This is a genomic window from Nocardia flavorosea NBRC 108225, from assembly GCF_001613385.1.
In the GTDB taxonomy this organism is placed as follows: Bacteria; Actinomycetota; Actinomycetes; order Mycobacteriales; family Mycobacteriaceae; genus Nocardia; species Nocardia flavorosea.
In genome coordinates this window covers 306023-332993 of record NZ_BDCG01000008.1, presented here as the reverse complement: position 1 = coordinate 332993, position 26971 = coordinate 306023, and the positions used below count along the sequence as shown (strand labels likewise).

General features: G+C 67.3%; 27 protein-coding genes, 1 tRNA gene and 1 pseudogene. 15 read left to right on the top strand and 14 right to left on the bottom strand.

The window, feature by feature from the left end; translation table 11 throughout:
• Positions 1–44: 44 nt before the first annotated feature.
• Positions 45–1352 carry an ergothioneine biosynthesis glutamate--cysteine ligase EgtA gene (gene egtA, locus NFL01S_RS09675; protein ID WP_062973815.1) on the bottom strand — a complete coding sequence of 436 codons (1308 nt, stop codon included), beginning with the start codon at positions 1350–1352 and terminating at the stop codon, positions 45–47.
• A 207-nt stretch (positions 1353–1559) separates the two neighbouring features.
• Between egtA and NFL01S_RS09670 the strand changes: the two genes are divergently transcribed.
• Positions 1560–2732 (top strand): aminotransferase class V-fold PLP-dependent enzyme, encoded by a 1173-nt coding sequence (locus tag NFL01S_RS09670; RefSeq protein ID WP_062973561.1) that lies wholly within the window; start codon positions 1560–1562, stop codon positions 2730–2732.
• Between the two features lie 162 nt (positions 2733–2894).
• The gene (locus NFL01S_RS09665; protein ID WP_157116394.1) at positions 2895–3260 is read left to right on the top strand and encodes a hypothetical protein; all 366 of its coding nucleotides are present in this window, start codon (positions 2895–2897) and stop codon (positions 3258–3260) included.
• A gap of 22 nt (positions 3261–3282) precedes the next feature.
• On the opposite strand, the gene NFL01S_RS35320 is transcribed toward NFL01S_RS09665, so the two are convergent.
• Together NFL01S_RS35320 and NFL01S_RS09660 are read right to left on the bottom strand one after the other, a co-directional pair.
• The gene (locus NFL01S_RS35320; RefSeq protein WP_157116392.1) at positions 3283–3684 is read right to left on the bottom strand and encodes a hypothetical protein; all 402 of its coding nucleotides are present in this window, start codon (positions 3682–3684) and stop codon (positions 3283–3285) included.
• A complete protein-coding gene (locus tag NFL01S_RS09660) occupies positions 3681–4010 on the bottom strand; it encodes a hypothetical protein (protein ID WP_062973557.1) in 330 nt (109 codons plus the stop codon). Before NFL01S_RS09660 ends, NFL01S_RS35320 begins: the two co-directional genes overlap by 4 nt.
• 307 nt (positions 4011–4317) lie before the next feature.
• Between NFL01S_RS09660 and NFL01S_RS09655 the strand changes: the two genes are divergently transcribed.
• The 6 genes from NFL01S_RS09655 to NFL01S_RS09635 all read left to right on the top strand — a co-directional run bounded on the left by NFL01S_RS09655 (position 4318) and on the right by NFL01S_RS09635 (position 8675).
• The gene (locus tag NFL01S_RS09655) at positions 4318–5205 is read left to right on the top strand and encodes a helix-turn-helix domain-containing protein (protein ID WP_062973555.1); all 888 of its coding nucleotides are present in this window, start codon (positions 4318–4320) and stop codon (positions 5203–5205) included.
• The gene (locus NFL01S_RS34265) at positions 5202–5408 is read left to right on the top strand and encodes a DUF397 domain-containing protein (RefSeq protein WP_084492545.1); all 207 of its coding nucleotides are present in this window, start codon (positions 5202–5204) and stop codon (positions 5406–5408) included. Before NFL01S_RS09655 ends, NFL01S_RS34265 begins: the two co-directional genes overlap by 4 nt.
• 128 nt (positions 5409–5536) lie before the next feature.
• A complete protein-coding gene (locus NFL01S_RS09650; protein WP_062973553.1) occupies positions 5537–6088 on the top strand; it encodes a DUF3558 domain-containing protein in 552 nt (183 codons plus the stop codon).
• Positions 6089–6116: 28 nt separating this feature from the next.
• A complete protein-coding gene (locus NFL01S_RS09645) occupies positions 6117–6500 on the top strand; it encodes a hypothetical protein (RefSeq protein WP_062973551.1) in 384 nt (127 codons plus the stop codon).
• The gene (locus NFL01S_RS09640; protein ID WP_062973549.1) at positions 6500–7843 is read left to right on the top strand and encodes a hypothetical protein; all 1344 of its coding nucleotides are present in this window, start codon (positions 6500–6502) and stop codon (positions 7841–7843) included. Before NFL01S_RS09645 ends, NFL01S_RS09640 begins: the two co-directional genes overlap by 1 nt.
• A 67-nt stretch (positions 7844–7910) precedes the next feature.
• Positions 7911–8675 carry an ESX secretion-associated protein EspG gene (locus NFL01S_RS09635; RefSeq protein WP_062973813.1) on the top strand — a complete coding sequence of 255 codons (765 nt, stop codon included), beginning with the start codon at positions 7911–7913 and terminating at the stop codon, positions 8673–8675.
• Positions 8676–8999: 324 nt separating this feature from the next.
• Here the strand turns inward: NFL01S_RS09635 and NFL01S_RS09630 are convergent, their stop codons facing one another.
• Together NFL01S_RS09630 and NFL01S_RS37575 are read right to left on the bottom strand one after the other, a co-directional pair.
• The gene (locus tag NFL01S_RS09630) at positions 9000–9542 is read right to left on the bottom strand and encodes a lipoprotein LpqH (protein ID WP_062973547.1); all 543 of its coding nucleotides are present in this window, start codon (positions 9540–9542) and stop codon (positions 9000–9002) included.
• 786 nt (positions 9543–10328) lie between these two features.
• Positions 10329–10691: a pentapeptide repeat-containing protein gene (locus NFL01S_RS37575; RefSeq protein ID WP_084492563.1), complete on the bottom strand. Its 363-nt coding sequence runs from the start codon at positions 10689–10691 to the stop codon at positions 10329–10331.
• On the opposite strand from NFL01S_RS37575, the pseudogene NFL01S_RS37570 reads away from it, so the two are divergent.
• From NFL01S_RS37570 to NFL01S_RS09605, 4 genes and pseudogenes are all read left to right on the top strand, one after another.
• Positions 10686–11351: pseudogene (locus tag NFL01S_RS37570) on the top strand (hypothetical protein); the annotation flags it as partial. The gene NFL01S_RS37575 and the pseudogene NFL01S_RS37570 overlap by 6 nt on opposite strands.
• Positions 11351–12763, top strand: coding sequence for a hypothetical protein (locus tag NFL01S_RS09615; protein ID WP_062973545.1), 1413 nt, complete (start codon positions 11351–11353; stop codon positions 12761–12763). The pseudogene NFL01S_RS37570 and the gene NFL01S_RS09615, both read left to right, overlap by 1 nt.
• Before the next feature lies 1 nt (position 12764).
• A complete protein-coding gene (locus NFL01S_RS09610) occupies positions 12765–14279 on the top strand; it encodes a tetratricopeptide repeat protein (RefSeq protein ID WP_062973543.1) in 1515 nt (504 codons plus the stop codon).
• An 82-nt stretch (positions 14280–14361) separates the two neighbouring features.
• Positions 14362–15618 carry a CHAT domain-containing protein gene (locus tag NFL01S_RS09605; protein ID WP_062973811.1) on the top strand — a complete coding sequence of 419 codons (1257 nt, stop codon included), beginning with the start codon at positions 14362–14364 and terminating at the stop codon, positions 15616–15618.
• Positions 15619–15844: 226 nt separating this feature from the next.
• Here the strand turns inward: NFL01S_RS09605 and NFL01S_RS09600 are convergent, their stop codons facing one another.
• Positions 15845–16753 (bottom strand): NADP-dependent oxidoreductase, encoded by a 909-nt coding sequence (locus NFL01S_RS09600; protein WP_062973541.1) that lies wholly within the window; start codon positions 16751–16753, stop codon positions 15845–15847.
• 113 nt (positions 16754–16866) lie between these two features.
• On the opposite strand from NFL01S_RS09600, the gene NFL01S_RS09595 reads away from it, so the two are divergent.
• On the top strand, positions 16867–17328 hold the full coding sequence (locus tag NFL01S_RS09595) for a winged helix-turn-helix transcriptional regulator (RefSeq protein WP_062973539.1): 462 nt from the start codon (positions 16867–16869) through the stop codon (positions 17326–17328).
• Between the two features lie 182 nt (positions 17329–17510).
• Here the strand turns inward: NFL01S_RS09595 and NFL01S_RS09590 are convergent, their stop codons facing one another.
• From NFL01S_RS09590 to NFL01S_RS09555, 8 genes are all read right to left on the bottom strand, one after another.
• Positions 17511–18035 (bottom strand): VOC family protein, encoded by a 525-nt coding sequence (locus tag NFL01S_RS09590; RefSeq protein WP_157116390.1) that lies wholly within the window; start codon positions 18033–18035, stop codon positions 17511–17513.
• A gap of 91 nt (positions 18036–18126) precedes the next feature.
• Complete coding sequence (locus NFL01S_RS09585; protein WP_062973537.1) at positions 18127–19044, bottom strand: ribonuclease Z; 918 nt, start codon at positions 19042–19044, stop codon at positions 18127–18129.
• Between the two features lie 275 nt (positions 19045–19319).
• Positions 19320–20687 carry a phage holin family protein gene (locus NFL01S_RS35315; protein ID WP_062973535.1) on the bottom strand — a complete coding sequence of 456 codons (1368 nt, stop codon included), beginning with the start codon at positions 20685–20687 and terminating at the stop codon, positions 19320–19322.
• A 56-nt stretch (positions 20688–20743) separates the two neighbouring features.
• Entirely contained in the window at positions 20744–20989 is a 246-nt protein-coding gene (locus NFL01S_RS09575) for a hypothetical protein (protein WP_062973533.1), read from the bottom strand.
• A 309-nt stretch (positions 20990–21298) separates the two neighbouring features.
• Positions 21299–22279 carry a ribose-phosphate diphosphokinase gene (locus tag NFL01S_RS09570; protein ID WP_062973531.1) on the bottom strand — a complete coding sequence of 327 codons (981 nt, stop codon included), beginning with the start codon at positions 22277–22279 and terminating at the stop codon, positions 21299–21301.
• Entirely contained in the window at positions 22279–23766 is a 1488-nt protein-coding gene (gene glmU / locus NFL01S_RS09565) for a bifunctional UDP-N-acetylglucosamine diphosphorylase/glucosamine-1-phosphate N-acetyltransferase GlmU (protein ID WP_062973529.1), read from the bottom strand. Before glmU ends, NFL01S_RS09570 begins: the two co-directional genes overlap by 1 nt.
• A 247-nt stretch (positions 23767–24013) precedes the next feature.
• The gene (locus NFL01S_RS09560) at positions 24014–24592 is read right to left on the bottom strand and encodes a chymotrypsin family serine protease (protein WP_157116388.1); all 579 of its coding nucleotides are present in this window, start codon (positions 24590–24592) and stop codon (positions 24014–24016) included.
• A gap of 243 nt (positions 24593–24835) precedes the next feature.
• Positions 24836–24906: transfer RNA gene (locus NFL01S_RS09555), tRNA-Gln, on the bottom strand.
• 360 nt (positions 24907–25266) lie between these two features.
• On the opposite strand from NFL01S_RS09555, the gene NFL01S_RS09550 reads away from it, so the two are divergent.
• Positions 25267–25929 carry a TetR/AcrR family transcriptional regulator gene (locus NFL01S_RS09550; protein ID WP_168433873.1) on the top strand — a complete coding sequence of 221 codons (663 nt, stop codon included), beginning with the start codon at positions 25267–25269 and terminating at the stop codon, positions 25927–25929.
• Between the two features lie 162 nt (positions 25930–26091).
• Complete coding sequence (locus NFL01S_RS09545; RefSeq protein ID WP_062973525.1) at positions 26092–26739, top strand: TetR family transcriptional regulator; 648 nt, start codon at positions 26092–26094, stop codon at positions 26737–26739.
• Positions 26740–26971: the final 232 nt, after the last annotated feature.

Here is a 26971-nt window from a genome sequence, read left to right as displayed (position 1 = left end):
CGACGACCGCGGCAGTGAGACCGCCTGGATCGGTGCACCGCGGTTCACGAGATTCCCGCCGGCTGTGCACCGGCCGAACAGCGGCGTAGCGCCTCGTGCAGCTCCGGGGCCGGTGCCCGGCTGTGTGCTATCGCTGCTTCCAGTAGCGCGACCGCGGCCGCACGGAGTTGCGGATCGGCGAGACCGTGGCGCGCGGCATCCAGCCAGCGGTCCGCGGTATCCGCTGCGGCGGCGGTGGCATCGGCGACGGCGGCCGGGGTGGACAGCAGGGCGTGCAGCACGGCGATCGGTACCTTCCAGCTCTCGCCGGGTTGGGCGTCGAGGTAGCGGACCTCGAAGTACCCGGCCGGGCGGACCGGCGGGAACAGGGTGGTGAGGTGGTATCGCAGATCGTCGATATCGGGCCGGCGACCGATTTCACTGTCCAGATCGCCCGAGAGCCAATCATCGAACGTGGCCTGGTCGGGCGCGCGCCAAGCCACCCCGGGCCGGGCCGGTCCTTCCTCGGAGCGGCGCACGCACAGCAGCGGCGCGTCCAGTGCCCAGCCGGCGTAGCCGGTGACGGGATCGGCCCATTCGGCGACCGGGGGACAGGCGCGGGTGGGGTCCAGATGCAACCAGGTGCGCATACGTTGCGAAGCCCAGTCGCCGGATGGAGCACCGCGCAGCACGGGGGAGCACGCGAAAGCGGCCACCAGGGCCGGACCCACGGTGTGCAGTGCGGTCCAGCGGGCGGCGAGCTCGGCGCGGTCGGCCCCGATATCCACGCTGATCTGCGCGGCGGCGGTATTGCTCATCATCAGCCGGCCGAACGGGCCGATCCGGCCGAAATAGTCCTCCATGGCCTGATAGCGCGGTTGCCGTAGCTGGCAGCGGGGTGCGCGGGCGGGGTCGGCGGCGGCGGCGACCATCCCGATCGACCGGGCGGAGAGGAGTTCGCGCAGCCGCCGGTAGTCGGCGCTGAGGCGCGCGCACAGGTCGGCAGGGTCTGCGACGGCGATGCTGGAGAGTTCGATCTGCCCGCCGGGTTCGACGGTGACCCGGCTGCCACCGGGCAGCGGTTCGGCGGGGGAATCGGGGGCGATGGAGTGGGGGGCGTGCGGGCCGAGGGCCTGCGCGAGGAGAGCGGTGGTGGGGCGGCGGCCGGTGAACGAACCTCGCGCGGTGCCGTGGCCCGTCTCGGCGCCGGATCGGTGGACGGTGAACCATTCGAGTTCGGCGCCGATGAGCAGCGGCGGGCCCAGCTTGAAGCACACGCCGCCCAGATACGCTTCGGCTGCCGCGCGGCTGCTGAGGGCCGGGTGTGGGGATGAGTCGCTGGTCGATTCCGGATGTTCGAGGGTGACCGCCATACCAACCTCCATGCGGCTTCTCGGTGGTGCGTCTCTCGCGTATTCGGTCGCCGGTACTGTCCGTGCTCGTATTCGGTTGTCGAAGCCGGCCGTGGGTTACCCGGCCGGAGCCGCCGGCGCGGCTGGTGCGTGGAATCCAGCGTAGCGACGGGTACAGACACGTTTTCGGCGCGAAATTGTCACGGTGTCGGCACTAGTGTCGGAGATATGGTCGATGAGCAGCGCGTACGCGCGGATACGCCCGGCGTCGGAAGCGGCGCGGTTTTCCTGGACAGTGCGGGATCCTCGCTTCCGCCGCGGGTGGTCACCGAAACCGTCATCGGTCATCTGCGCCGGGAGGCGGAGATCGGAGGCTATCGGGCGGCCAACGAACGGCTCGACGACCTGGCGGGGGTCAAGGCGGCAATCGCCGAACTGATCAACGCGACTCCCGGCACCATCGCCCTGAGCGACAGCGCCACCCGGGCCTGGACCGATTTCTTCTACGCCGTGCCGTTGCGGCCCGGCGACCGGATCCTCATCTCGGGCGCCGACTACGCCAGTAACGCCATTGCCGCGTTGCAACGGGCCCGCGCGACCGGCGCCCGGGTGGAACAGATCCCCGACGACGCCGAAGGCCGCATCGATGTCGAGGCTCTCGACGCGATGATGGACGAACGGGTGCGGCTGGTCTCGCTGCTGCATGTCCCCACCAACGGTGGCCTGGTGAATCCGGTGGCCGCGGCCGCGCGGATCGCGCGAGCCGGTGGCGCACTGGTCGTCCTCGACGCCTGCCAGTCCGCTGGGCAGCTGCCGCTGGATGTCGCCGAACTGGGCGTCGACGCTCTTTCCGCTACCGGCCGGAAATGGTTACGTGGCCCGCGCGGCACCGGATTCCTCTATCTGCGACCGGAATTGGCGGCCTCGCTGGAACCCGGCCGCCTCGACCTGCACAGCGCCGCATGGATCGGCTCGGACGAATTCCGGATGGCGCCCGACGCTTCCCGGTTCGAGTTCTGGGAGCACGATGTGGCGGCCCGGCTCGGGCTGGGCGCGGCCGTGCGCTACCTTCTCGATCTCGGACCCGATCAGGTCTATGCCGCGATCGCCGAGCGCGCCGATTATCTGCGGGGCGCGCTCGGCGAATTGCCGGGGGTGACGGTGCGCGATCTGGGTGTCGAGCACAGTGGCATCGTGTCGTTCACGGTCGCCGGTGTGGAGCCGGTGCAGGTCCGGGACCTGCTGCTGGACTCCGATATCACTGTGACGGTCAGTCATGCGAGTTCGACACTGCTCGATATGTCGTCGCGCGGTCTGGGTTCGGTGGTTCGTGCCTCGCCGCACTGCTTCGTCGACCGTCCGGAACTGGACCGGTTCCTCGCCGCCGTCGCCGCGTTGTAACGGATGCCGGAGAGGGCAGCGCTCAGCTGAGTGAGGGCCGGGTAGCGGCGCCCCACGTCCGCCGGCTGCGCTGATCCCTGCCGGTGAGTAGCCGGGTGTTGGTGGCGCGAGTTACGTTGTCCGATTGGGTTTTTGCTGGTGGCGCGCGGTAACGTGCCAGTTATGAGCGAGCAGCGGGGTGGCCCGCATGACGCGTTCTTCCGGGGGATCATGGCAAACCGCGACAATGCCGCCAGTGAGATCCGCGCGAAGACAGATCTAGCGGCGGTCGTCGCGCGGATCGATCCCCGAGCCGAGGAGGCGTTTGTGACCACAGCGGAAGCCATCGAGGCCCGTGGTGAGGCTCGTGGTGAGGCTCGTGGTGAGGCGCGGGGGCGTACCGAGATGCTGATCGAGCAGATGACGATCAAGTTCGGTCCGCTGTCGCCGGCCGACATCCGGCGTATCCGGTCGGCCGACGCCGGCCGGGTCCATGTGTGGGCGACGCGGGTGTTGACGGCGGACTCCGTTGAGGAGACGCTCGCCTGAGCCTTTCCTCGGGACCGGTGTCTCAGCGTTGTCGCCGATCTCGGCGGAGAAGAGAACGCAGCCGAATAGATCGTCTCGGCGGCTCAGGCGGAGCAATGGTGTCTACGATCACCGACGTCATGGCCCGTAAGGCCGGTAGTTGCCCATTGGGTAGGTGTGTCGGTGCCGCGACGATCACTGCGTCGGCGCCGGTCCGCTCCAGCGTGGCGTGGAGTGTGGTGAGGTGGTCCGGGCTGGGGTCGGCCGGGAGTTCGACCAGCCAACGCAGCCGGTAGCCGTGGGCGATGGCGGTCAACCGCAGATGTGCAGTGACGAATCCGCGGTGCCCGCACAGATCAGTACGCAGGTAGCCGATTGCTGTCGGTTGTGCGCCCAGTATCTGCGGGGAAATCCTTGTGTCGCCGCCGGTTTCGTGAACGGTCACCGGTAGACCTCGGGGGTCGCCGGGATCCACGTGTCTACGTCACCGTGGCGGTACCACCCGCAAGGGTGGACGATCATCAGTCCACATCGCTCGAGCACCACCGGTGCGCGGAAGCCGATATGTTCCACGGTCGGTGTCACAATTGCGTCGCCGCCGAGTAATTCGGATTTTCGTAATGTCCACGGCAGTACATCTACACCGGATTCCAGTACCACTCGGGCGATGGCGAATCCGTGCGCGCGGGCGAAATCGCGGCATTCGGTTTCGAGATGCTGTTGTATTGCGCCACAAAGGCTTTTGTTCAGGTATACGATTGCGACGGGCATGGCTCCGCCTTTCCTGAAGAGGCGATGGGATGCAGCCCGGCGCAGGGTCCGATGGGGAGTAGCGGCCGCGATCGGACCACCGGTTTCACAACACTCCAGGTAGTGGAACCGGTGTCACCCAATGGATTTCGGGGGATTTCCTGCGCCGGGCGCGAAATCAGTAGACCGGAACAGTGCGCTATGTGGAACCGCCTCGGTGGAGATTCTTGCCCAGATGAGCCCGGCACCCGTGCCGGGCCGCCTCCGGCATTGTGTTCCGGGCCGGAGGGTTCCACAGGGGAATTCGATAATTAGGAAAGGTAATAAGATGGCGGGTGGATCCACACTCCCGAAACGAGCACTCGGCCGCGAACTGCGCCGGCTACGAGAACGCAGCGGAACCAACCAGGCGGCCGCGGCCCGCGCGATCGAGGTGAGTCCGCAGACGATCGGTCGCCTGGAGGACGGGCATGCCTCCCGGCCCACAACGTTGCAGATCAACGGACTGTGCGATCGGTACGGAGCCTCGGACGAAGAACGCCGATTCGTGCTGGACCTGTTACAGGACTCACGGACTGCGAAGCAGAGTGGGGGCGGGTGGTGGCGGGCTTACGCCGACCAGATCCCAGCGGATTTCAACCACTATCTCGGACTGGAGGAGGTCGCCACACGGGTGACCACCTGGCAGGAGACTCTGCTTCCCGGACTGATGCAGATCCCGGAGTACCGGCGAGAGATGATCTGGACAGAAAGCCCGCAACTTGCTCCCGACGATGTCGAACGTCGCATAGCTGTATCGGAACAGCGGCTGAAGAATCTGCGTGACAGCAAATTTCGGTTGAACGCACTTCTGTCCGAGGCGGTACTGAGGCATGGGGTCGGTGGCTCGGCTGTTATGCCGCGCCAGCTGAATCACCTACTGGCATTGGGTGAAGCGGCGAACGTCAGTATTCGGGTCGTACCGTTCCGGGCGCGCAGCCTAGTGGGCCTGCTTGTGCGTTCGTTCGTGCTCCTCGAATTCGAGGTACTTCCGAACGTTCGGTTGACGGAGCCACCGGTGGTTTATGTGGAGGGCTTCACCGGCAGTCTCTATCTCGAACGGCGGGAGGAGGTCACGCAGTACAGGGCGGCCGCCGACGAGATCGAGCGTGTAGCGTTGGATGAGCAGGAAACCAGAGCGTTGATCGCGAAGGTTGCGAAGGAGTTCAAGACGTGAAGACCGACCCGAGCGATGCGCGTTGGTTCAAGAGCCGTCACAGCGGCCCCTCTCGGGATTGCGTTGAAGTCGCGGGACTCGGCTCTGGGGAGATCGGAGTCCGGGACAGCAAGAACCCGACTGGTCCTGTGCTTGTATTCCCTCGATCCGCATGGCAGAAGTTCCTGAGTTCCGCGCGTAGAGGTGCGTTCGACCATTCATGACCTGGGTAGTCCCGGCTGCTGGGCAGCGGCCGGGGCTACGGTTGTCGAAATCTACGGGAACCACGAAGCCTGGGCGCGCGTCCTATAGTGATGGCGGGGTGTCCGCCGCACCGACACAGGGGAGATCTATGCGAACCGCTGACTTCGTCCACGCCACGCTTGTCGCGGCGGCCGCAGCGGCTTTGGCCACCGGGTGCACATCGAGTACTGGGGGGAACGCCACCGGATCTACCGCGCTGACGTCCACCGAGGTCGTTGAAGTTTTCAATCCGTGCACTGCCCTGCCGGATCAGCTGTTGACCGAAATCGGATTGGATGCATCGACGGAGCGGGTGGTCACCGATGCGCCGGAGGGGGCAACCAGCTGGCGCGTCTGTGCCTGGGAGCAACCCGACGCACTGGTCCGGGTCACCGTCATGTCCACATCGCACACCCTCGACGATGCGCGCGCCAACGACAACTTGATCGACAAGGTCGAAACCACGGTTGGTCCCCGGGCCGCCCTTCAGTCCAAGGACCGGACCGAAACCCCCGGCAAGGCCTGCTACACATCTTTCGAAGCCGAGCAGGGCATGTTCGAGATCAACGCGTCATGGTTCGACGCAGACGACTGGACTCGTGATATCTGCGAGATCTCCGCTGATTACGCCGCGGCCTTCGAACCGCATCTCCCGAAGTAACACCCGGCGGACCTGGAAGACTCAGTAGATGAGTGACCAACTGGCACAGTGGCAGAACCTGAAACAACAGGCGATCGAGGGTGCGGTGAGTATCGAATACGACCTCGGATCGGACTTGCGCGGCGAATGCGAAACTCTCCTGACGGACTTGCGGCGGTATCGCGATGACGCTATGCGCCTCGGGCACTTGTCCGGCTACGGAGGGCTGCCTTCCGCGTTGGATATACAGAAGAAATTCGAGCTCAAGGCAACCGGTGGTGAGAACAACGATTCAGCGGTCGCCCGGCTCGAGGGGCTCATCGCGATCGCCGAAACTATGCGTGACACCTACGCCGCCATGATCGGAGAACTCACGGAAACCGATCAGCAGAACTCCTCCCAGACCGCCGCCGCCGGGGAAGGGCTCCGCTGATGTCGCTAGGTTTTTTGACCGATGTCAACGATGCACTGAGCGCAATTGCCAACGGTATCCCCGAAATACTGAACAACTACAGCGAGTCCACCGATAACCGGAACCGTGCCACCGATGCTGCGGGCGCGGCCGAGCGGGAGTGGAGTGGTGACCGGGCCCATATCAACGGCGAACTGGCCCGGGTCGGCCAAGGTTTCGACGGCGAGTACGCCCCGGCCACGGCAACCAAGGAGGCCTTCAAAACCTGGACCCATCAGCAGATCTGGGAGGCGCTGAACGGTGCCGCCGAGCGCTCGGCTGTCGATTCCGCCGGTATCAATGCCGGTGCCGACGGCTGGCGGCGGCTCACCGAGGATCTGTTCAGCTCACTGGAGACCTTCGGTAAGAACGTCGACGCCTCCGTCACCGAGAAATGGGGCGGCCAGTCCGCTACCGCCGCAATAGACGGTACCCGGGCATATACGGCGGAAGCCCAAAAGCTCGTGAAGACCTTCGAAATGGTCGCCAACGGTATCGACCTCATGCAGGGCTACCTTGCCCAGACCAAGATGTCGATCGTCCCGCCGGTCGAGGTGTCCGGGTTCGATGAATTCGTGGGCCATATTCCGGGCAACGGTGTCGTCAAGGCCGCCAAGCATCGCGCGAACGAAGCACAGGCGCAGGCCCAGGATCTGATGATCGAGTTCTATCAGCCCGGCGTCACGGCCGTCGACACCAAAACCCCTGTGCTGCCTGTGACGAAAAGCCCGGTCGGTGGGGATCCTGGAACGCAGCAGCCGGTCGGGCCCGCGGGAACGCAGAACCCCGCCGGTACCAACCCGAATGGCACCAACCCGGCCGGGACGAATCCGCCCGGGACGAACCCGCAGGAATCGGCTGCTCCCGGCCAGGAGACACCGGAGGGGACCAACCCCGCCGGCACCGAAACTCCGGCGTCGACCACCCCGTCGACCACCACGACTCCGGCGAACACTGTGCCGCTCGAAGATCCGGTGGGCCGGCCGAGCACCACTACGCCCGGATCACCGAGTACCACCTCCGGCGCACCGATGGTCGCCACCCCGGGTGGGCAACAGCCCCCGGGGGCCCCGGGACGCACCGTCGGCGGAACACCCGGCAACCCGAATCAGGCCGGAGGGCCTGCGGCCCGTACCGGTGGCCCGGCCGCGGCTACACGTGGAATGTCCGGGATGCCCGGCATGATGGGTGCCGGTGGGCAACGTGGTCGCGGGGCAGACGACGACGATCACAAGATCCCCGACTATCTCGTCCAGGATCGCTCCACCGAACTGCTCGGCGATCAGCCCCGGGTGCTTCCGCCGGGCGGGGTCATCGGCGGATGAACGAGTCACGGCAGTGGGCCCGATCGCAGCGCGACCATTGGACGCCTTCATGCGCAATGGACGCGGCATGAGCGAATCAAGCTGGCAGCTGGGTGGTTACGAATTCACGATTGCCCTCGAGGCGATGGGTCGCGACCGGTTGCCGTATCCGCTGGAATACCAGCCGCCCAGGATGGAGCACGAGGACGATTTCCAGCGGTTCCGGCAGAGGTGTGCACAGCGATTGCAACCGGTATTCGGCGAACCGCTCTACCAGGCGCTCACCGTGCTCCTGGAACCGGAGATCCGGGTGGAAATCTACGGAGTGCACGGCCGGCAGAACACCGCGATACGGATGCACGCCGGTGTCGTCGGCCGAACCGCCGTGCTGGCCATGCAGTTACCCGGACCGGAACCGAAATCCGGCGGTGACATCGTCCTCACCCGGCTCCGCAGCAACGAGTTGGCCCCTCGCCTGGTGGCGGGCCTGCCGCGGGCCGCTACCGGCCGCCACCAACCCATCCGGGCCCGCCGAGCCGACCTGAACGCCCCCGTCTACTCCCGTCACCCGACGCAGCTCTCACCCGTCGAGGATCTGCAGCGCTTCTTCCGCCGCCCCCGCGCCGGCACCGGCGAGATCACGATCTACCCGGGCTACACCATCGACACCCGGCCCACCGGCGACGGCTACGCCTTCCTCTGGCTCGACTACCCGGACGACGGTCGCTACCTACTCCACAACCACAGCACCGACGATTTCACCGTCACTCCGGGCCCCGCGGACGAAATCCTGCGCCAACTCCGCAGCCGCATGGAAACCGCCCACCGAGTCCGTACCCGCACCTATCGGTGAAGCACCGGGATCACCCAGACGTCGAGGGTCGTTGCGCAAGCCCGGTCACCGCACAGCGAGCGGGGTACCCGGCGCGTGGGTGAGAGACTGCCCGGCGAACCCGACGAGATCGGTCTTTTGTCCGGCACCGACCAGGACGAGCGGCCACGGCCGAGAGAAAGAGGGGGCTCGACGACCGGCGAGTGCCCGCCGTATTCCGCGGCGTTGTCCACGACGGCCGGGCGGGGTTCCAGCGTGGATCGTGGTCCGGAGACCGGGCCACCCCGTCGCGCCCGGACACCTTGTGGGCGCGGGGGCGACGGGGAGCCGGGTGTCCGGACCATGTCAGCCGATGATGTCGGAGCAGGCGAAGGTGATATCGAATTTCGCGGTCGCGGGGCCGGCCATCGGGTTGCTCATATCGGGCGCGCCGATTCCCTCGCCGGTGACGGTGTAGGTGTCGCCGTCCTTGCTGACCTGCGCGGAACCGCCCGGCTGACCGTTGCCGTAGCCGACGGCGTACGGCATCCCGTCGGATCCGCCCTGGCTTCCGGCGATCGCCACCGCCTGCACCGTGTTGTCGTCGACGATGCTGGCGCTGACACTCAACTGGCCGTACTGCTCGTTGGCGGTATCGGTGAGCGCCAGCGCCAGCGTGTTGCCCTGCTTCGCGCAGGTGGTGTCGAAATCGGCGGTGAGTTCTTTCCCGTCGACCAGGGCCTTCGAATCCCCGCCGGCTTCGCCTGCCGGGGCAGCCGCCTCCGTGGCCGGGGCCTCGGCGGCCGGGGTGGCCGTGCTGCTCGCGGCATCGTCACCGCAGGCCGAGGTCAGCGCGATGGTGGAGGCGGCGAGGACGGCGGCGCCGATACGGAAGAGCGTGGTGTTCATGGTGGATCCTGTTCTCTCGGTGTCGCGGCTCGATCGGCCGTTGAGAGAAAAGTAGGAACTCGCGTTCGCCTACCGATCCCAACTTTCGCCGCCGCGAACCGTCCTGAACTCCGATAACCTGGGCTCATGCGACGACCGCGGGCCATGGTGCTCGATGAGGTGTGGCGCGGTCTCGAGGGTGTGCAGGCGTTGAGCGGGCCCCAGGGCGGGCCGCTGCGCCGGACCGTGAAACTGATCCTCGACCCGCTCGTCATCCGGCCGGTCCAGTATCCGAGCTGCGCGGGCGCGATCCTTTCCGCCGACGGGGCGGCCCTGCTGGCGGGCCGGATCAACGCCCACGCCGAGGCACTACGGGCGACTGCCGACTGGTTCACGCTTCTCAAACGGGTCCGGCGTGAGCTGCGGATCACCGAGGGCAACGCCCAGGACCTGTACTTCCAGCGCTGTTTCGAACTCGCCGCCACCAGCGGCCGTCCCGACGCGCAGCGCGACCGGTTACGCGCCGAGGCCGTGCTGCGTGAGGTCCACGGATTCGCCGCCGGCCGGACCACGCAGGCTTTGAAGGACCATCTCACCGATCCCGCACGGGCGGCCGAACTGGAACGGCTGCTGGAAGCGGCCTGGGCGGGCAGGCCGTCGCCGCCGGTCGCGCCCGAATGCACCGGCGAACTACGGCAACTTCTGGAGCTCGCGGTCGCGACCCGGTCGGAGGCGGATACCGCACCAGGCCGGCTGCTGCTACGGCGGTTGATCGACGCGGGAATCGGGTTCCATACGGGGATCGCGTTATGGGTGGGCCCCGGTGACCGTCCGGCCGCTGTTGCGGCCGCAACCTGCGAAAACATTCGGACCGGGCCTGTAGCCGAGCCGACCGCTGCACCCGTGCAGCGCGTCGGCGTGCGTGAGTCGGGCGTGCGTGAGTCGGGCGTGCGTGAGTCGGGCGTGCGTGAGTCGGGCGTGCGTGAGTCGGGCGTGCGTGAGTCGGGCGTGCGTGAGTCGGGCGTGCGTGAGTCGGGCGTGCGTGAGTCGGGCGTGCGTGAGTCGGGCGTGCGTGAGTCGGGCGTGCGTGAGTCGGGCGTGCGTGAGTCGGGCCGGGTGGTGCGGGGGCGCCGGGCTGCGCTCCGGTCCTGTGCGCGGTACGACGCGAATCTGCTCGGTCTCACCGAAGAACCGGTTCCGCGTCGCCCTGCGCTGGGCGCCTCGGCGTCGACCGCGGCTCTGGGCCTGCCGTTCGACCGCACCGTTTACGAACGGGTTTTCACCGTCCTCCAGGTGTCGACCGAACGTGCCGACCTGCCACCGATTCCGGAATTGGTGACCACCGAGATCACCCGTAGCTGCTCCCCCTGGGCATTACTCGACGAATCGCTGCGGGTCGCCGCCGCGGCGGGCGTGGAGCTGGCGCTGGGGTTGACCCCGATCACGCCATCGGCCGGCGCGGACACTTCGGTGGGCGGCATACCGGAAACGGCTGCCCACCGCCTGGTCAACAGCAGGTGGCAGCGGGAGGCCTATGTTCTGCAGGCGCGGCGGCTGGCGATCCATCCCGTCTCCGGCGACGGTAATCCGCTCGCCGCGATCGCGGCCGAACTGCGTACCCCGTGGCGGCCGTATCTGCGCAGGTTGTGGGTTCGGTTGCACGGTCGCGATGTGCGGGAACTGCCGGTCGCCGAACCGGACGAGCTCTGGGATCTGCTCGACGGAATCGCCCGGTCGGTGGTCCTCGATCACCGCACCCGCGTCCGCAAGGTTTTGAGCATTCAGGTCTGCGGGCCCGGCTCGGCGATGGCCGAATCGAGGGCGGTCTGATGGCTGATACGGTGCGTATCCGGCGATTACGACCGGATCTGTGGCTGATCGCCCCACCCGGCGCTCCGACCGCGGCCGATCCCGGACCGAGCGTGGATACGGCGGTGCTCGAAGTCGCGGGCGGCCATCTCACCTGGAGTCTGACGGCCGGGCAGCGAGTCGCGGCGGCAGCCCTGCACGATCTCGATACCGCGCAGGAATGGCTGTGGGCGCTCTACGGCGCCGAAATCGCCCTCGCCGCCGACGCGTACACCGGGCCGGTGGATCTCCCCGTCCGCCCCGGCAACCCCGAGCTCGCGGCGGCGGTCCGTCGTCTCGCCTACGCCCACTGGGCGGCGCGCTGGTGGCCGGCCTCGACCGTCGACGATATCGCCGCGCTGGATCCGGCACTGCTGGACAGCGAAATCGCCGAGCTGACGGAGTTCTGCGAAAGCGTGGTCGACGGAGCGGACTCTCCGACGGTTACCGGTGCCGAGGAGGTTGCGGATCTCGGCGATCGAGACACCGGCCGGGACACGAGAGCACCCGAGCGCACTGCACCGTCTGCCGGCGATTACGCACTCGCCGCCGGATCGAGCCCCTCCACGCGGGGCGCAGACCTCCTCCTCGCTCGCGGTACCGCCGGCTGGGATTGGCGGTACTGTCCCGCCGGCGTGGTCGATGCCTCCGAGCGCGCCGTGTCATGGGAGGTGTTGCGGGCAGCGGGCAGAACAGTCGCCCGGGTATCCGCGGTCGCCGCCCCCGGAGTCCCCACGGATCTGCCCGTCTACCTGCGACCCCACGCCCTGCTTCGCACTCGGGACGGATTTCTCGACGTCGCCTTGGAACTGAACGGTGACGCCTGGACGGGCGAAACTGCGGAGCCGGCGGGCGCGGTGCTGGGTGTGGAGATCTATGTGCCGGGTGTGGGACGCAGCGCACCGGCGGGGACAGGTACGCCGCCGGGCCACTCCCGGGCATCCGTTCACCCACACGGTTCGGTGCCCAGGGTGTCGGCGGTCGACGACCGTCATGGTCTCGCCGATCCGGGCGCGCATGCGGACTCGCAGGTCGCCCGGAATGCGGCTGATCCCGGCGCGCCGCCGGAGCCGGTGCAGCGCCCGCGCAGTGTTGATCCGGTCGAGACGTCGCACCCCTCGTCGGCTGTCGAGCGACGGACCTCTGATGCGAGCGAGCAGCCCGATAACGTTGTTGCACAGGGAAATAAAGGAACATCCGCCGATGCCGAACGGCGGCGGACGGTGCGAGAACTGGCGCGGACCAGGCTCCGGCGGGCCGCGGCATGGTCTGATGAGGTCATCCCCGAAACTTTCGGAACCGGCGAATTCGCGGACTCCGCCGGTGACTTGCTTGCCGATATCGCACCACTTCGGGCGGAGGTAACTGCGGCGATGGAGGACCCGGATTTCTGAGATGAACCGAACCGAGAATCCACCGCCCGGTCTGGAACTCCTGTACGAGGGTGCCGCCGCGCACAACCGTGGCGATCTCACCGAGGCGCTGCGCATTTTCGAGCACGCCGCGGACACCACCACCGACGGTGTCCGGACCAGTGCGCTCGTCAACGCCGCCAGTGTGTACGACGAGCTCGGCGATCACGAGGGCGCCGCGACCCGGTACCGGGCCGTACTCGGCGAGATCCCCGGCGATGCCGTCGAAAAACGGGCTTCGGCCCTGATCAACTATTCACAGGCCCTGCAGCACCTCGGTGCGCTGGACGAGGCGCAGGATGCGCTGGAACAGGCCCGCGCACTGCTCGCCGACGCCGACGAGCTCGGTGTTCTGCGCGTATCGTGCCTACTCTCGCTGACCGCCGTCGCGAGCTACCGCGCCCGGTGGAGCCGCGCGATCGATATCGCCACCGAATCCTTGAACACCGCACTGCGGTTAGCGCCGGAGCTGGCCGGCTATTCGTTGATGAACCTGGCCGTCGCCTACTTCGAAACCGGCCGCCATGAGCTCGGCGTGGATTTCGCGCGGCAGGCGCTGACAGCGTTCACCGAGGCCGGAAACCACAACGCCCTCGCCGACACCCAGCAGAACCTCGCCCAGATATTCATGCGTCTGGACCGGCTCGACGAGGCCGAGGAACTCGTCGAGGCTGCCCAGCTGTATTTCGAGCGGACCGGGCTCGGCCACCGAATCGGAATCGGCTGGAAGATCCGCGGTTTCCTCGCCGAACGCCGCGGTGACATCGACCGTGCGCAGGAATGGTATCGGCGCAGCCTCGACCATTTCCAGGCTTCCGGTGCGCTGCTCGACGTAGCGGCGCTGCAATGCCGGCTGGCGACCATCGAATTCGCGCACGGCAGAGTCGGGGCGGGGCAACAGCTCCTGGACGGCTCGTTCGTCATCTATGCGGAGCGCGGACTCGGTTCCGAGTGCGCCAAACTCGACTACTGGCATGCGGTGCTGCTGGAGATGGTCATCGATGATTTGGCAGAGCCCGCCCCGGAACTGGTGGTTCTCGGGCGGGCACTGTCGGTGACGGCCGCGATCGCCATCGACGCCGTCCGCTACACCCTGCCGAGCGGGAGCCGGCGCGAACAATGGCACCGGGAAATAGCCGAACCCGCGATGCGTCTGGCGTTCCGTTTCGCCCACCTCTGCCAGGACGGCGCGTTGCTCGCCGACCTGATCGAAACCCGGTGCGCGGGAACCACTCTGGATATCGACCGCGCGCAACCGGCCGAACGTCCGCAGTTCCCGCTGGACACCCCGGATCCACCCGCCCTCACCGAACTGCCCGGACCCCTGCAGCTGGGTGCCGCACTGGCCCAGGTCGCCGCATCGGCGGGGCTACCCGTCGCGCCGCCGCCGCGCCTCGCGGTCGAACCCGGCGGCCGGATCGCGCTCGCCGATTACATCGAGGCCGCCGAACACCGCTACGGCGGAAAATTCCGGGAGGATCGGGTGATCCCGGCATGAAACGAGGACACGGCGTCGATTGCCGAGCGCAGCACAGCGATCGCGGTGATGTACCGCGGCCGAGATTGCGGTGGAGGAGCTGATGGGTGACCGGCCGACCGTAGTGGTCCGGATGGCGGATGCGGGTGATCTCTACATGTCCTGGCAGTGGGCCGATGGGTCCGCGCTGCCGGGTGTGACCGTGCTGCCCGGTGACGATATCGACGAGGCCGTCGGCAACCTGTCCGCGGCGCTGCCTGCCCCCGAGGTGGCCGGTGGCCTCGAGAAAGCGCTCACGAACGGGGCATTCGCCGCCCCCGACGCCGAATACGAGCTCGCCCGCGATCTGTCCCGCGCGCTACTGCCCTACGATCTGGCCGGCCAGTTGTACGAGCTGTATCAGCGTGGTGTGCGCCCGCATATCCGTTTGCAGCCCTCGCCGCGCGTCGCGCAGGTGCCGTGGGAGATCATCGCCCCGGCCCCCGACGTCCGGCTGATCGATATCGCCGATATCAGCCTGCTGGTCCCGGCCGGGATCGTGCACGCCCCGGTGCGGGTTCCGCGGTCGTGGCCGGCCTCGCGTGACCTGCCGGTGGTCGCGGTCCTCGACCCCCGGGTGCCCGGATTCCGCGCCGATTCCGCGCTCGGTTCGGTCCTGGGCCGGATGGACCGGCCGACACCGCTCACCGCGCGCATCGCCGACCACCTCGCCGCCGGTCGGCTGCGCCCCGCCGTCGCCGAGCCGGCGGCCGTTTTCCGCCGCACCGATCTCGACCGCCACTGGCTGTCCGAAACCCTGCGCGCCGGCGCGTCCCGGTTGATCTATGTCGGGCATGTCACCGCGGCGTCCCCGGAATCGGGGCAGAGCGAGAACACCGAACTGCATCTGGCCTGCACCGCGGGCACCGTGGGTTTCGCCGAACCGCAACGCGACCATCGCCCGCTTTCCGCGAAAGACCTCCTGCTCGGCACCTACACGCTGGAGCCGGAACCGGTTGCCGGCAACGATCTCTGGCCGATTCCCGCCCGGGTCGCGCTGATCGCCTGCGAAAGTGGTGGCGATCTGCGATTCACCGAAGCGCTCGGTTTGATCGCCGCCATGGTCACCGGCGGTGCGGAACTGATCACCGCCACCCGCTGGCCCCTGCCGACCGACCTCGCCTTCCAGCGTTTCGGCGCCGCCCCCGATGCCGCCCCGCTCCAGGACACGGTCTGTGCCGTGGACTCCGCCCACGACACGGATGACCCTATCCCCACGCTCACCGCCTGGCAGCGCAAGCGGTTACATCTCTGGCGCTCGACCGCTGCTCTCGAATACTCGCCCCTGCTGTGGTCGTCCTTCGCAACCTTCACCACCTGAGGACGAGTCGAGCGAGCGGTCGATCCGGGGACCGGAGAGAGGGCCCCGCAGCCGCCCGGCGGGATCTCTGTTGCCCGCCGGGCGGCTCTACCTCCCAGGAACCGGTAGACATCTCGGCACCGACCTGCCGTTGCAGGTCGACACCGCTTGCGTCCTCAGGGCCGCACCGGGTCGCGGTGCAGTCATTCGAGGCAGTGCGAGGAATAGGCAGTCCGGTTGCGCCGGTTCAGGGCCGCAGGACATACCTTCCGCGGATACCGCCCTGCGCGACCGCCCGGTGGGCGTCGGCGACTCCGTCCAATGGAACGACGGTATGGACACGTGCCGGGAGCCGGCCGGTCACCGTATCCTTCAGCAACCCGGCCAGCCGGGTGCCGTCGGGGTGTACCGAGACCGCGCGCACGGTGATCCCGCGTTCGGCCGGTGGTTCACCGCCCGGCCGGACACCGACCAGCACACCGCCGTCGCGTACCAAAGGCAGGGCTTTCTCCTGGAAAACAGCGGTATCGGCCACCGCGTCCCAGCCCGGCACGGCCGTAGTCGTGAAATCCGCTCCGAGACCGCGGACGAACTCCTCATCCCGTGTCCGGGCCAATCCGGTGACCTGCCAGCCATGGTCCTGGGCCAGCGTGACCACATACCCGCCGACCGCACCCGCCGCCCCGGTCACCAGCAGGTTCCGCCCGCCGCCCTCGCCGAGCAGGTCCACCAGCTGAGCCGCGGTCAAGCCGTTGAGCGGAACCGTGGCCGCCGCGGTCAATTCGAGCTCGTCGGGGACCACCGCGATATCGGCCGCCGGCACGACCAGTTGTTCGGCGTAGGTGCCGAAATCGCGATCGAATCCGTCGACGGTACCCGCGACCCGGCTGCCGACCGCGATATCCACATCCGGGCCGACGGCCTCCACGATGCCCGCGAAATCGGTGCCCAGGCCCGTGTGGTCGGGCTGGGTGATGATCCCCATCTGATGGAAGACACCGGCGGTGAGGGCCAGGTCGACGGGGTTGACAGAGGTTCCGGCGATCGCCACCCGGACCTGGCCGGGGCCCGGGTCCGCGACCGGGACGTCGATGAACTCGATCGAATCGGGACCACCCGGGGTGCGGACGACTGCGGTACGGAACGTGGTGGACATTGCGCCTCCTCTGGAGTAATCGGTGTTGTTACTCCAGAATGGAGAGGTAACTCTCCAACGGGAAGTAGGCACTCAGAAGTGCGTAACTCACCCGCAAGTAGGAAGGTGAGGTCATGGCGACGATGACGGCGGCGCAGCAGCGGGCCCAGCAGAAGGCCGAGTACGACGCGTTCTTCGCGGACTGCCCCAGCCGGCAGCTGCTCGACCGGATCTCCGGCAAATGGGTGGCGCTGGTGCTCGCGGCGCTCGGTAGCGACGGCCCAAACCCGGCGGGACAGTGCGCCGGTGAACCCCGGGCCATGCGCTACTCCGAACTGTCCCGGCGGCTGGCCGGTGTCAGCCAGAAGATGCTCACCCAGACACTGCGTTCCCTGGAACGCGACGGCCTGGTCACCCGCACGGTGACCCCCACCGTTCCGGTCACGGTCACCTATGAGCTGACCGATCTGGGCCTGTCCCTGCACCAGGTGATCCGCGGTATCAAGGTCTGGGCCGAAGCCCATATGGACGCGGTCCAGGACCACCGCGCGCGGTTCGACCGCGAAACCCCCGAGCTCGCAGACGCAACTGCGTAGATACGGCGTGGACCGCACCCCACGGGCCAGGTTCGCCATACCCGATGCCGGGCATCGGGTATCGCCATTGCACCGACTCGACGATCACCTCTCATGCTGCCGGGACGCGTGCGGGTCACGACTGCACCGTGCGGCGATACGTTCGACCTCGCACAACATGTGGTCGACTCCGCGGTACCCGTTCACTGCGGCGGCTTCAACTCACGCAGGGCCTGACAGATGGTTGCGTGGACCGTCGACTCCTCGCCCGTCGATTCGGGATCCCATACCGGCTCGGGCGCACCTGCTATCGCGGGCCCGAACAGCCACCACACATTGCTCCACGGATCGATGAACCGCGCCAGCGACGATGCACCGTAAAACGGTGTCGTCTGGGTGATCACTTGTGCCCCGAGCGCCTTCGCGCGCCGCAATACCTCGTCGCAATCGGTGACATTCACCTGTAGTAGCGCCGGCGTGAACACCCAGTCCGGTTTGGAATCCGCAATCATCAGGCACGAATCCCCGATTCGCACCTCGGCGTGGATCACCAGCCCGTCGGTATCGTCGGCGTGCGCTTCCGGCGTCTCCCGCCCGCCGAAGACATCGCCGAGGAATTCGACGAACCCTCGCGCCCCGCCCGGCCCCTTGACGACCGCAAAGGCGTTGACGCTGCCGTACCCATTGCCGAGTTCGGAACCGGACATGATCAGAGGTGATGTGGTCATGCCGACAGCATCGCACCGCTTCCGGCCGATTCCTGTCCGCTATAGGTCCGAGTCCACGTCGAGTGGTGACCACTCGGCTCGGCCGGGTCGGTCAGCGGCGAGGTGGCAGTGGGATGCGGGCGAGGTCGGTGGCAATCACGATCTCCCCGGCGAATTCCCGCTGCGCTTCGGCGAGGTGGTCGTCCAGCGTGCGGTAACGCTGGGAGAAGTGGGTCAGCACCAGGGTTCGTACCCCGGCGTCGGCCGCGATGCGGGCCGCCTGGCCGGCGGTGAGATGGCCGTGTTCGGCGGCGAGGTGCGCGTCGGCGTCGCGAAAGGTCGCCTCGATGACCAGCATGTCGACATCGGCAGCGAGTTCGCGGGCGGCCGGGCAGAGACGGGTGTCCATAACGAAAGCGAAGCTCTGACCACGCCGGATCGTGCTGACATCCGCCAGCCGGACCGTGCGACCCTGCCAGCTGATCGCTCCCTCTCGCTGCAGTCGCCCGACGAGCGGACCGGACAGGCCGAGGCCGGCGAGCCGGTCGGGAAGGATGGCGTGGTAATCGGGTTCGGTGATCCGGTAGCCGAATGCCTCCACCGGATGGTCGAGCCGAGCGGCTGTGAGTCGGAAAGGCGCACCGGGAGCCGGTAGCGGGCCCGGTTCGGTGATCGGGTGCGACCGGAGTTCGACGGTGCGATGGTAGGCGGTGGCATCGCACAGGTTGTCGAAATACCGCTGACCCGAGGCCGGATAATAGGCGTCGATCGGGTGCGGGACACGGTCCAGATTGATTCGCTGCATCACCCCGGCCAGTCCGAGACTGTGGTCGCCGTGGAAGTGTGTGATCGCTATCCGGGTCAGGTCGGTCGCCGAAATCCCGGCGTGGATCATCTGCCGCTGCGTGCCCTCCCCGGGGTCGAACAGGACCGCTTCGCCACCCCACCGCAGCACATACCCGTTGTGGTTACGATGCGCTGTCGGCACCTGGCTGGCGGTGCCCAGAACCACCAGCTCCCGCTGCGACATCTACGCGCTCCGCTTCACGGTCGCCGGCCGGTTGTGGTCCTCGATTGGCATAGCTGGACCTTATCCGGCCCACAGCTCAGGCGCCGATACCTTTACGGCACACACGAGACCAGCGTGTGCCTACCGGCGGAGCTGCTGATCCGACGGGATCACTAGGCCGCCGCGGCCACAGGAGTGAGTAGGACCGAACTCGTTCGACGCGGCGTCCCGATAGTGCTCGGCAAACGCCCGGAGAGGCATCCACCTGCCCCGGGGAGCCCCGTCCAGCATGGGCTCTAACTCGCGGACTCGATGGGGACCATATCCATTCCGGAGAGCGCCAAGGCCAGGATCACTCCGATGATCAGGCATACGCCGGCCGCGATGGCTGCCCACTTTCCGAGGGATTCGCCGCGGATATGCCCGATGACACCGAGCGCGATACCGGCGATACCGAACAGCAGAGGACAGAACAGCAGTGAGACTGCGGCGCAGACGAAACCGATGATCGACAGGACCTGTGGTCCGGAGCGTTCCGGTTCCTGGGTGGCGCCATAGGGTTGGTACTGCTGCTGCGGGTAGGCGGGATAGCCGCCGGGTTGTCGACCGCCGCCCCAGCCTTGTTGCCCGGGCTGGGCGCCGCTCCACCCCTGTTGTCCGCCCCAACCGGGCTGTCCGGTTTGTTCGTGGCCCCAGCCTTGTTGACCGGTTTGCTCGTGGCCCCAGCCTTGTTGACCGGTTTGCTCGTGACCCCAACCCTCCTGCCCGTGGCGATCGGCTCCCCCTCCGGGGTGTCCGCTCCAGCTCTGCTGTCCGGTCTGGTGTCCGCTCCAGCCCTGCTGTCCGGTCTGGTCGGCGGCCCAGCCGGGTTGCTCTCCGGGCTGTTCCGGTCGACTGCCGTATGCGCCGGGCGGCGGAGTACCGCCGGGTCGGGAGTAGCCGGGCCGACCGGGTGATTGGGGCTGCCAGGCCTGCCCCGGTTCCTGCTCCTCCGGCCGCGCGGACCACGCTTGCGGCGGGACCTCGCCCATCGGCTGCCGGCCCGGCTGTTCTTCGGACGAACCCGGCTGCCACCCCTGCGTGTAGGCCGCGGTCCCCTTGTCCATTCGCGGTGCCCCGGCGCCCGGTCCACCCGGCTGCTCGGACTGTTTGGGCAACATTTGGGTCGGGTGGTCGTCCGCGGGGCTGCTCACTCCGGGCTCGGGGCTCTCCGGTCCGCTCCCGGCGCCGGCCCGGCTCGAACCGGACGGCTCGCGGTGCAGGATCTTCGGGAGGTATTCGGTGGGCGGGTCCTCGGAAGACCTCGGCATCTCCCCACCGGCCGGCCGATCCTCTCCGGCGCGGTCCGGATCGGTACCTGATCCAGGCTCGACGCCGGATTGCGACGGGGGCTGCGGGGCTCCAGCCGCGGCGGCAGGCTCGTCCGGCGGTTGCGGGGCGGCGGGCATGACGAACGGTTCGTCCGGAGTTCCGGAGGTCCGGCCGCCCGACGCTTGCTCGCCGGGACGGTGACCGCCGGTCGCGGAGTCCCTGTCCACCGGCGGCTCGCCGTGATGTTGTGCCGGCCCGCCCTCGGAATGCGGTGGCCGGTTGTGCTGTCGCGGCGTCTCGCCGGAGTCTCGCGGCGACTCGCCGTGGTTTCGCGGGTCCTGCGGTGTGCTCATCACGTCTCCTCGGTCGGATCGTCGAGGGCTCGTAGTCGGTACCGCGGCGGGGAGCGTCAGCTTTCGGGTTCGTCCTCGATATGGATGGCGGCGGCCTCGGCGGGGCGGTTGTCTTCGCCGGAACGGTCGCGGCGGTCCGATTCCTCGGCCAGCTCTTCGGTTGTGCCCAGCCGGTCGTCGTCGCTTTCCCGGTTGCGGATTCGCAGGTCGTCCGGCGGGTCTTCGATATTGCGTTCATAGGCGCGGACCTCGTCCAACTGGTCGTCGTCGCCCATATCGGGCTCTCGTGGTTCGCGATCCATACCACCCAGTATGCGCTGCTTCGGGGTTACGTCCAGAGACCGCGACCAGTCATGGCGAGCCATCCTGTAGTGCCCGGGGCGAGTCGATCCGTAGCCACGCGAGCGTGGCGCCGCCGCGAAGGACCGGGGCGGTGTGAAGGAGATATGAAGCAACTGTTCCGGGGCACGGGCGCCCGCCCGGCTCTGGATGGGGCCGCGCCCGGCCACAGCGACCGTCCTGATCCGCCGCGGCCCACGGAAACGCATCGGCCCCGGACCGATTGTCCGGGGCCGATGCGACAGCTAGCAGGATCTACCGCCGAGATGTGTTCAGGCGTTGCCGTTGAACAGCCCGGTCACCGAACCGTTCTCGAACACCTCACGGATCGTGCGGGCGAGCAGCGGCGCGATGGACAGCACCGTGAGCTGCGGGAACTTCTTGTCCTCGGTGATCGGCAGCGTATTGGTCACCACGACCTCCCTGGCGCCGCAGGAGGCCAGCCGCTCGGCCGCGGGAGCGCTCAGCACGCCGTGCGTCGCGGCGATCACCACATCACCGGCACCGGCTTCCTTCAGCACGTTCACCGCGCCGGCGATGGTGCCACCGGTGTCGATCATATCGTCGATCAGAATGCAGGTGCGGCCCTCGACCTCACCGACCACACGGTTGGACTTCACCTGGTTCGGAACCAGCGGGTCACGGGTCTTGTGGATGAACGCCAGCGGCGACCCGCCCAGCGAATCCGCCCATTTCTCCGCCACCCGGACACGGCCGGAATCGGGGGATACGACGGTGATGTTGTCCAGGCTGTAGTTGTTGCGGATGTACTCCGCGAGCTGCAGCTGGGCGTGCATATGGTCGACCGGGCCGTCGAAGAAGCCCTGGATCTGATCGGTGTGCAGATCGACCGTCACGATGCGGTCGGCGCCGGCGGTCTTGAGCAGATCGGCCACGAGCCGGGCGGAGATCGGTTCGCGGCCGCGGTGCTTCTTGTCCTGGCGGGCGTAGGGGTAGAACGGCAGGATGGCGGTGATCCGCTTGGCCGAACCGCGCTTGAGCGCGTCGATCATGATGAGCTGTTCCATCAGCCACTGGTTGAGCGGGGCCGGGAAGCTCTGCAATACGAAGGCGTCGGAACCGCGTACCGACTCTTCGAAACGGACGAAGATTTCCCCGTTCGCAAAATCACGCGCGGTCTGCGGGGTGACCTCCACGTCCAATTCCTTGGCCACCTGCTCGGCCAGTTCTGGGTGCGACCGTCCGGCGAAGAGCATCAGGTTCTTCTGGTTGTCGATCCATGACGCGGTCACTACTGGTTGCCATCCTTAAGCTCTGTTGCCCGATCCGGTAATTCATCGGCCGCGAGTGCCTTCGCCGCCGCATTTGCTGCAGCGGTACCTGGACGTTTCCGCTGCACCCAGTTTTCGATATTGCGCTGCGTCCCCCCGGACACGGCGAGCGCGCCCGGCGGGACGTCTTCCCGCAGCACAGTACCCGCTCCGGTATATGCACCGTCACCCACGGTCACCGGTGCGACGAACATCGTATCGCTGCCCGTACGCACATGGGAGCCGACGACCGTTCGGTGCTTGTCCACCCCGTCGTAGTTCACGAAAACGCTGGATGCTCCGATATTGCTGTGCTCGCCGACTGTGGCGTCCCCGATATAGGTGAGATGCGGAACCTTGGTATGCCTGCCGATATCCACATTCTTGGTCTCGACGAATGCGCCGATTTTGCCCGATTCGCCCAGAACGGTGCCCGGCCGCAGATAACTGAACGGACCGACTGTCGCATATGCGTCGACTTTCGCGCCATCGCCGTGCGTGCGGATCACCCGGGCGCCGTCGCCGATGTCCGAATTGGTGAGTGTGGTGTCCGGACCGATTTCCGCGTCCTCGCCGATCACCGTCGTACCCAGCAATTGGACTCCGGGGCGGACGACGGTATCGCGGCCGATCCGGACATCGGTATCGATCCAGGTGGTTGCCGGGTCGACGATCGTCACACCCGCGCGCATATGGCGTTCCACGATGTAGCGGTTGAGGGTGCGGGCCGCGGCGGCCAGCTGAACCCGGTCGTTGACACCGGTGACCTTGGCCGAATCGACCAGCCGGGCGCCCTGCACGGGGTAGCCCGCTTCGCGGGCGAGTTTCAGGACATCGGTCAGATACAGCTCGTGCTGCGCATTGGCGGTGGACAACCGGCCGAGCATGGTGCGCAGGACGGCGACATCGAAGGCGTACACACCGGAGTTCACCTCGGTGATGGCGGCCTGTTCGGGCGTCGCGTCGGCGTGCTCGACGATCTCGGCGACCTCACCGTCAGCATCGCGGACGATCCGCCCGTAACCGTTCGGGTCGTCCGGGACGAAGGTGAGGACGGTGACCGCGGGCCGGTCGGGATAGCTGCGATGCTCGTCGAGCAGGGCGGAGAGGGTGTGGCCGTCCAACAGCGGAACGTCGCCGGAGGTGACGATCACGTCACCGCTGAACTCGGCGGGCAGCCCGGTGAGACCCACCTGCACCGCATGCCCGGTGCCGAGCTGCTGTTCCTGGACGACCGGAACGATGGCGCGGCCGAGTTCGGACGCCACCCCGGCGGCCTCGGCGCCGACCTGTTCCCGGTCGTGCCCCACAACGGTGACCAGATGGTGCGGGTCGATGGTGTGCGCTGCGTACAGCGCGTGCGCCAGCATGCTGCGCCCGGCGAGCGGATGCAGCACCTTGGGCTTCTTCGACCGCATTCTCGTACCGGCACCTGCGGCTAGCACGATGACGGCGGTCTGCTCCTGCATGAATCTCCCTCGGGCCGACGATGGTCGTCGTGCACGCGAGCTGCTCCGTCGCCAGGACCCGAACCTGCCCAGATCGGATCGGGACCGAGCGAAGGATTCCCGGGCATACGAAGAGGCCGCCATGGGTAAGGACTACCCACTCGAGGACGGCCCCTTGTCGCGCTGCACGGGTGCTGAGCGTATCAGCCTCGCCGGGGGCCGGGGTGCCACGATCACGACGCCGAAAGGTTCGCGCGCACGCGTGCGGTCACGACAGAGAAAACCCCGGTGGCAGGCTGGAGTACTGGATGTTCGAACTGGTGATCCCGACCAGGTTTGCGGTGCCGTCGCTGTTCGGCCGGTACACCGGTCCGCCGGAATCGCCCACTCGAATCCCCGTGTATCCGTCACAGCGTGTCCCGCTGCGCTGTCCCCACCTGCACAGGGCTCCGCCGGGTGCGCCGAGGCCGGTCAGCCGCTCACCACTCGGGAGGGTGTTGTGGGTCGGGGTGCCGGGAGACAGGGGGATCATGGCCCAGTCGACGTCGGGTAGTCGGATCACGCCGAAAAGCCCGAGTGTGCAGTGCCCGGCGGTGAGTGCGACGGGCTGTCTGTCCGCGTACCCGGTCGCGGTGATCGAACACAGGCCGAGTGTCGAGCCCGGCCCCACGGCCGACAACGACGAGCCCGACCCTGCAGAGCCCGGCCCCGCGGAGCCCGACCCCGCAGAGCCCGGCTCCACAGCGGACTGTGCCGAGGCCTGTCCGGTGGTGAGGGCGGCAGTGGTGAGGGCGGCAGTGGTGAGGGCGGCGGCGATCAAGGGTAGTGCCTTCGGTGTCTTGGACATCGCATTCCTAGGCGCAAGATGGTGCAGTTGCGGCAAATCCGATAGACCCGGCCGACGACAACGGATTGCGCGGACATGAATACGAACCTCACGCCGACGGAGACCACTCGACCGGCCGACGTCGCCGACCGGCTTCTGTGGGTGCGATCCGAGCTGTGTGAAGAGATATTCGACCGAGGGACTTCCGGGCGCCGTTCCGGCGGTTCAGGCCTCGCATAGTACCAGGTAGATAAGTATTTACTGCTCCGCCGCCAGGACTCGAACCTGAACTATCTGAACCAAAATCAGAGGTGCTGCCATTACACCACGGCGGACTGTCACATCGGTGGGTTGTCTCCGACCCGCCGCTGTGCCCAGGCACGGCAACGATAATCGCATGCCACCCCGGTTCTCGTCGAACCGTGGCCGCCGGTGTCCCGCCGGCCGGGCCATCCGGACCGCTCCGTGCGTGCCGGGCGGGCGCACAGCATGCCCGCGTGACCCCGGTCGCGGCAGGTCTGAGACAGTTGATCTCGATGGTTTTGGTCGCTGGTCGGAGATCCGGCCGAATCGGCGACCCCGGTAACCAGGGAGGCGGGCACGTGTCGTCGGGAGAACCGCGAACGGTCGGGGAATCACCGGCCGGTGGGGGTGCGAAGGAGATCGCCGAGCAGGTCCCACCGGCCCGGCAGCGGATGACCGGTACCCAGCGGCGCCGGCAGTTGATCGAGATCGGGCGCGCGCTGTTCGCCGAACGGGGATACGACGCCGCCTCCATCGAGGAGATAGCGCTGCGCGCCCAGGTCTCCAAACCCGTCGTCTACGAACATTTCGGCGGTAAAGAAGGCCTGTACGCGGTGGTGGTCGACCGCGAGATGTCGATGTTGCTCGACATGATCACGTCCTCGCTCACCAACAACAGATCCCGGGTCCGTCTCGAACAGGTGGCGCTCGCGCTGCTCACCTATATAGAGCAGCGCACCGACGGCTTCCGCATCCTGGTACGCGATCAGCCCGTTTCCTCGACCGACGGCCGGTACTCGAGCCTGCTCAACGAAGCGGTCAGTCAGGTCGCGCATCTGCTGGCGGGCGATTTCGATCGTCGCGGTTTCGACACCAGCCTGGCCGGTCTGTACGCCCAGGCGCTGGTCGGGATGGTGGCCACCACCGCCACCTGGTGGCTGGACGTGCGCAGCCCGTCCAAGGAAGTGGTGGCCGCGCACCTGGTCAATCTGTGCTGGAACGGTCTCAGTCACCTCGAGGCCGATCCGCAGCTGAGCTCGGAATGGCCCGCCGCCCCGGGAGCGGGCCCGGCGAACTCGCCCGGCGGGCAGGGCAGTTCGGATAACCGTGCGTGAACTGCCCGCGAACTCCGGCGGGCCGTCGAATCGAGAACCGTACCCGGGACGGATGGTGCGGTTCACCCATCCTTTGGGTGCTGTTCGGGCGGTAAGTCGGTCTACTTCGACAATGTCGGTCTACTTCAGGATGGCTGGTTATTGGGATGACAGGCGGAGCTGATGGCTAGGCAAGCGCGCGCGGAGATAACCCGCGATTCCGTCCTGGCGGGCGCTGCCGATGTCTTTCTGCGCTTGGGCTACGCCAATGCGAGCCTCAGCGAGATCATCGCGCAGTCCAATGTGACCAAGGGCGCCTTGTATTTCCACTTCGGGTCCAAGGAAGAACTGGCCCGCGCCGTGGTCGATCAGGGCCAGGAGCGGCTCACCGCCTCCTGCAAAGGCTTCTTCGATTCCCGGGTTCCGGCCCTGGAAGCGGCGATCGGTATCACCTACGTGGTGGCGGATCTGTCGATGAACGATCCGATGGTCGGCGCGATGCTCAAACTGACCCATCAGATCGGTGACTACCGCGGCGCCAACGGCGACAATATCGCCAAAATGTGGGGCGAAACGTACCGGACGCTCACCGAGAAGGCGATCACGCAGGGCGATCTGCTCCCCGATCTCGACCCGGAAACCATCGGCCTGCTGCTCTACGGGCTCACCACCGGTATGCATATCGTCGCGGTCGGCACCGAATCGATGGACCAGATGGCGTCGCGAATGGAACGGGCCTGGTACTTCCTGATCCCGTCGATCGTGCCGGAAGACAAGGTCTCCTACTTCCGCGAGTTCGCCGCCCGCCGCCTCCGCCGCTACGTACCGTAATTTTGGCGCGCTGGCGCGCGCGGGGTTTTGGCCCCCCTTGGTCCATGCGTTCAGCACGCGATACTCGCGCCTGCGGCGCATTGTCTCGCGTGCTGAACGCATGGACGGGCCAAAACCTCTGAGGGCCTCGCTGAACTCGGCGCCGCCGCTGGTCACGTCCACCGCGGTCCGATCCCGATAACACCGGTTCGGACGCCGTTTCAGGCATCCGTATGGCCCACATCAAGCCGCG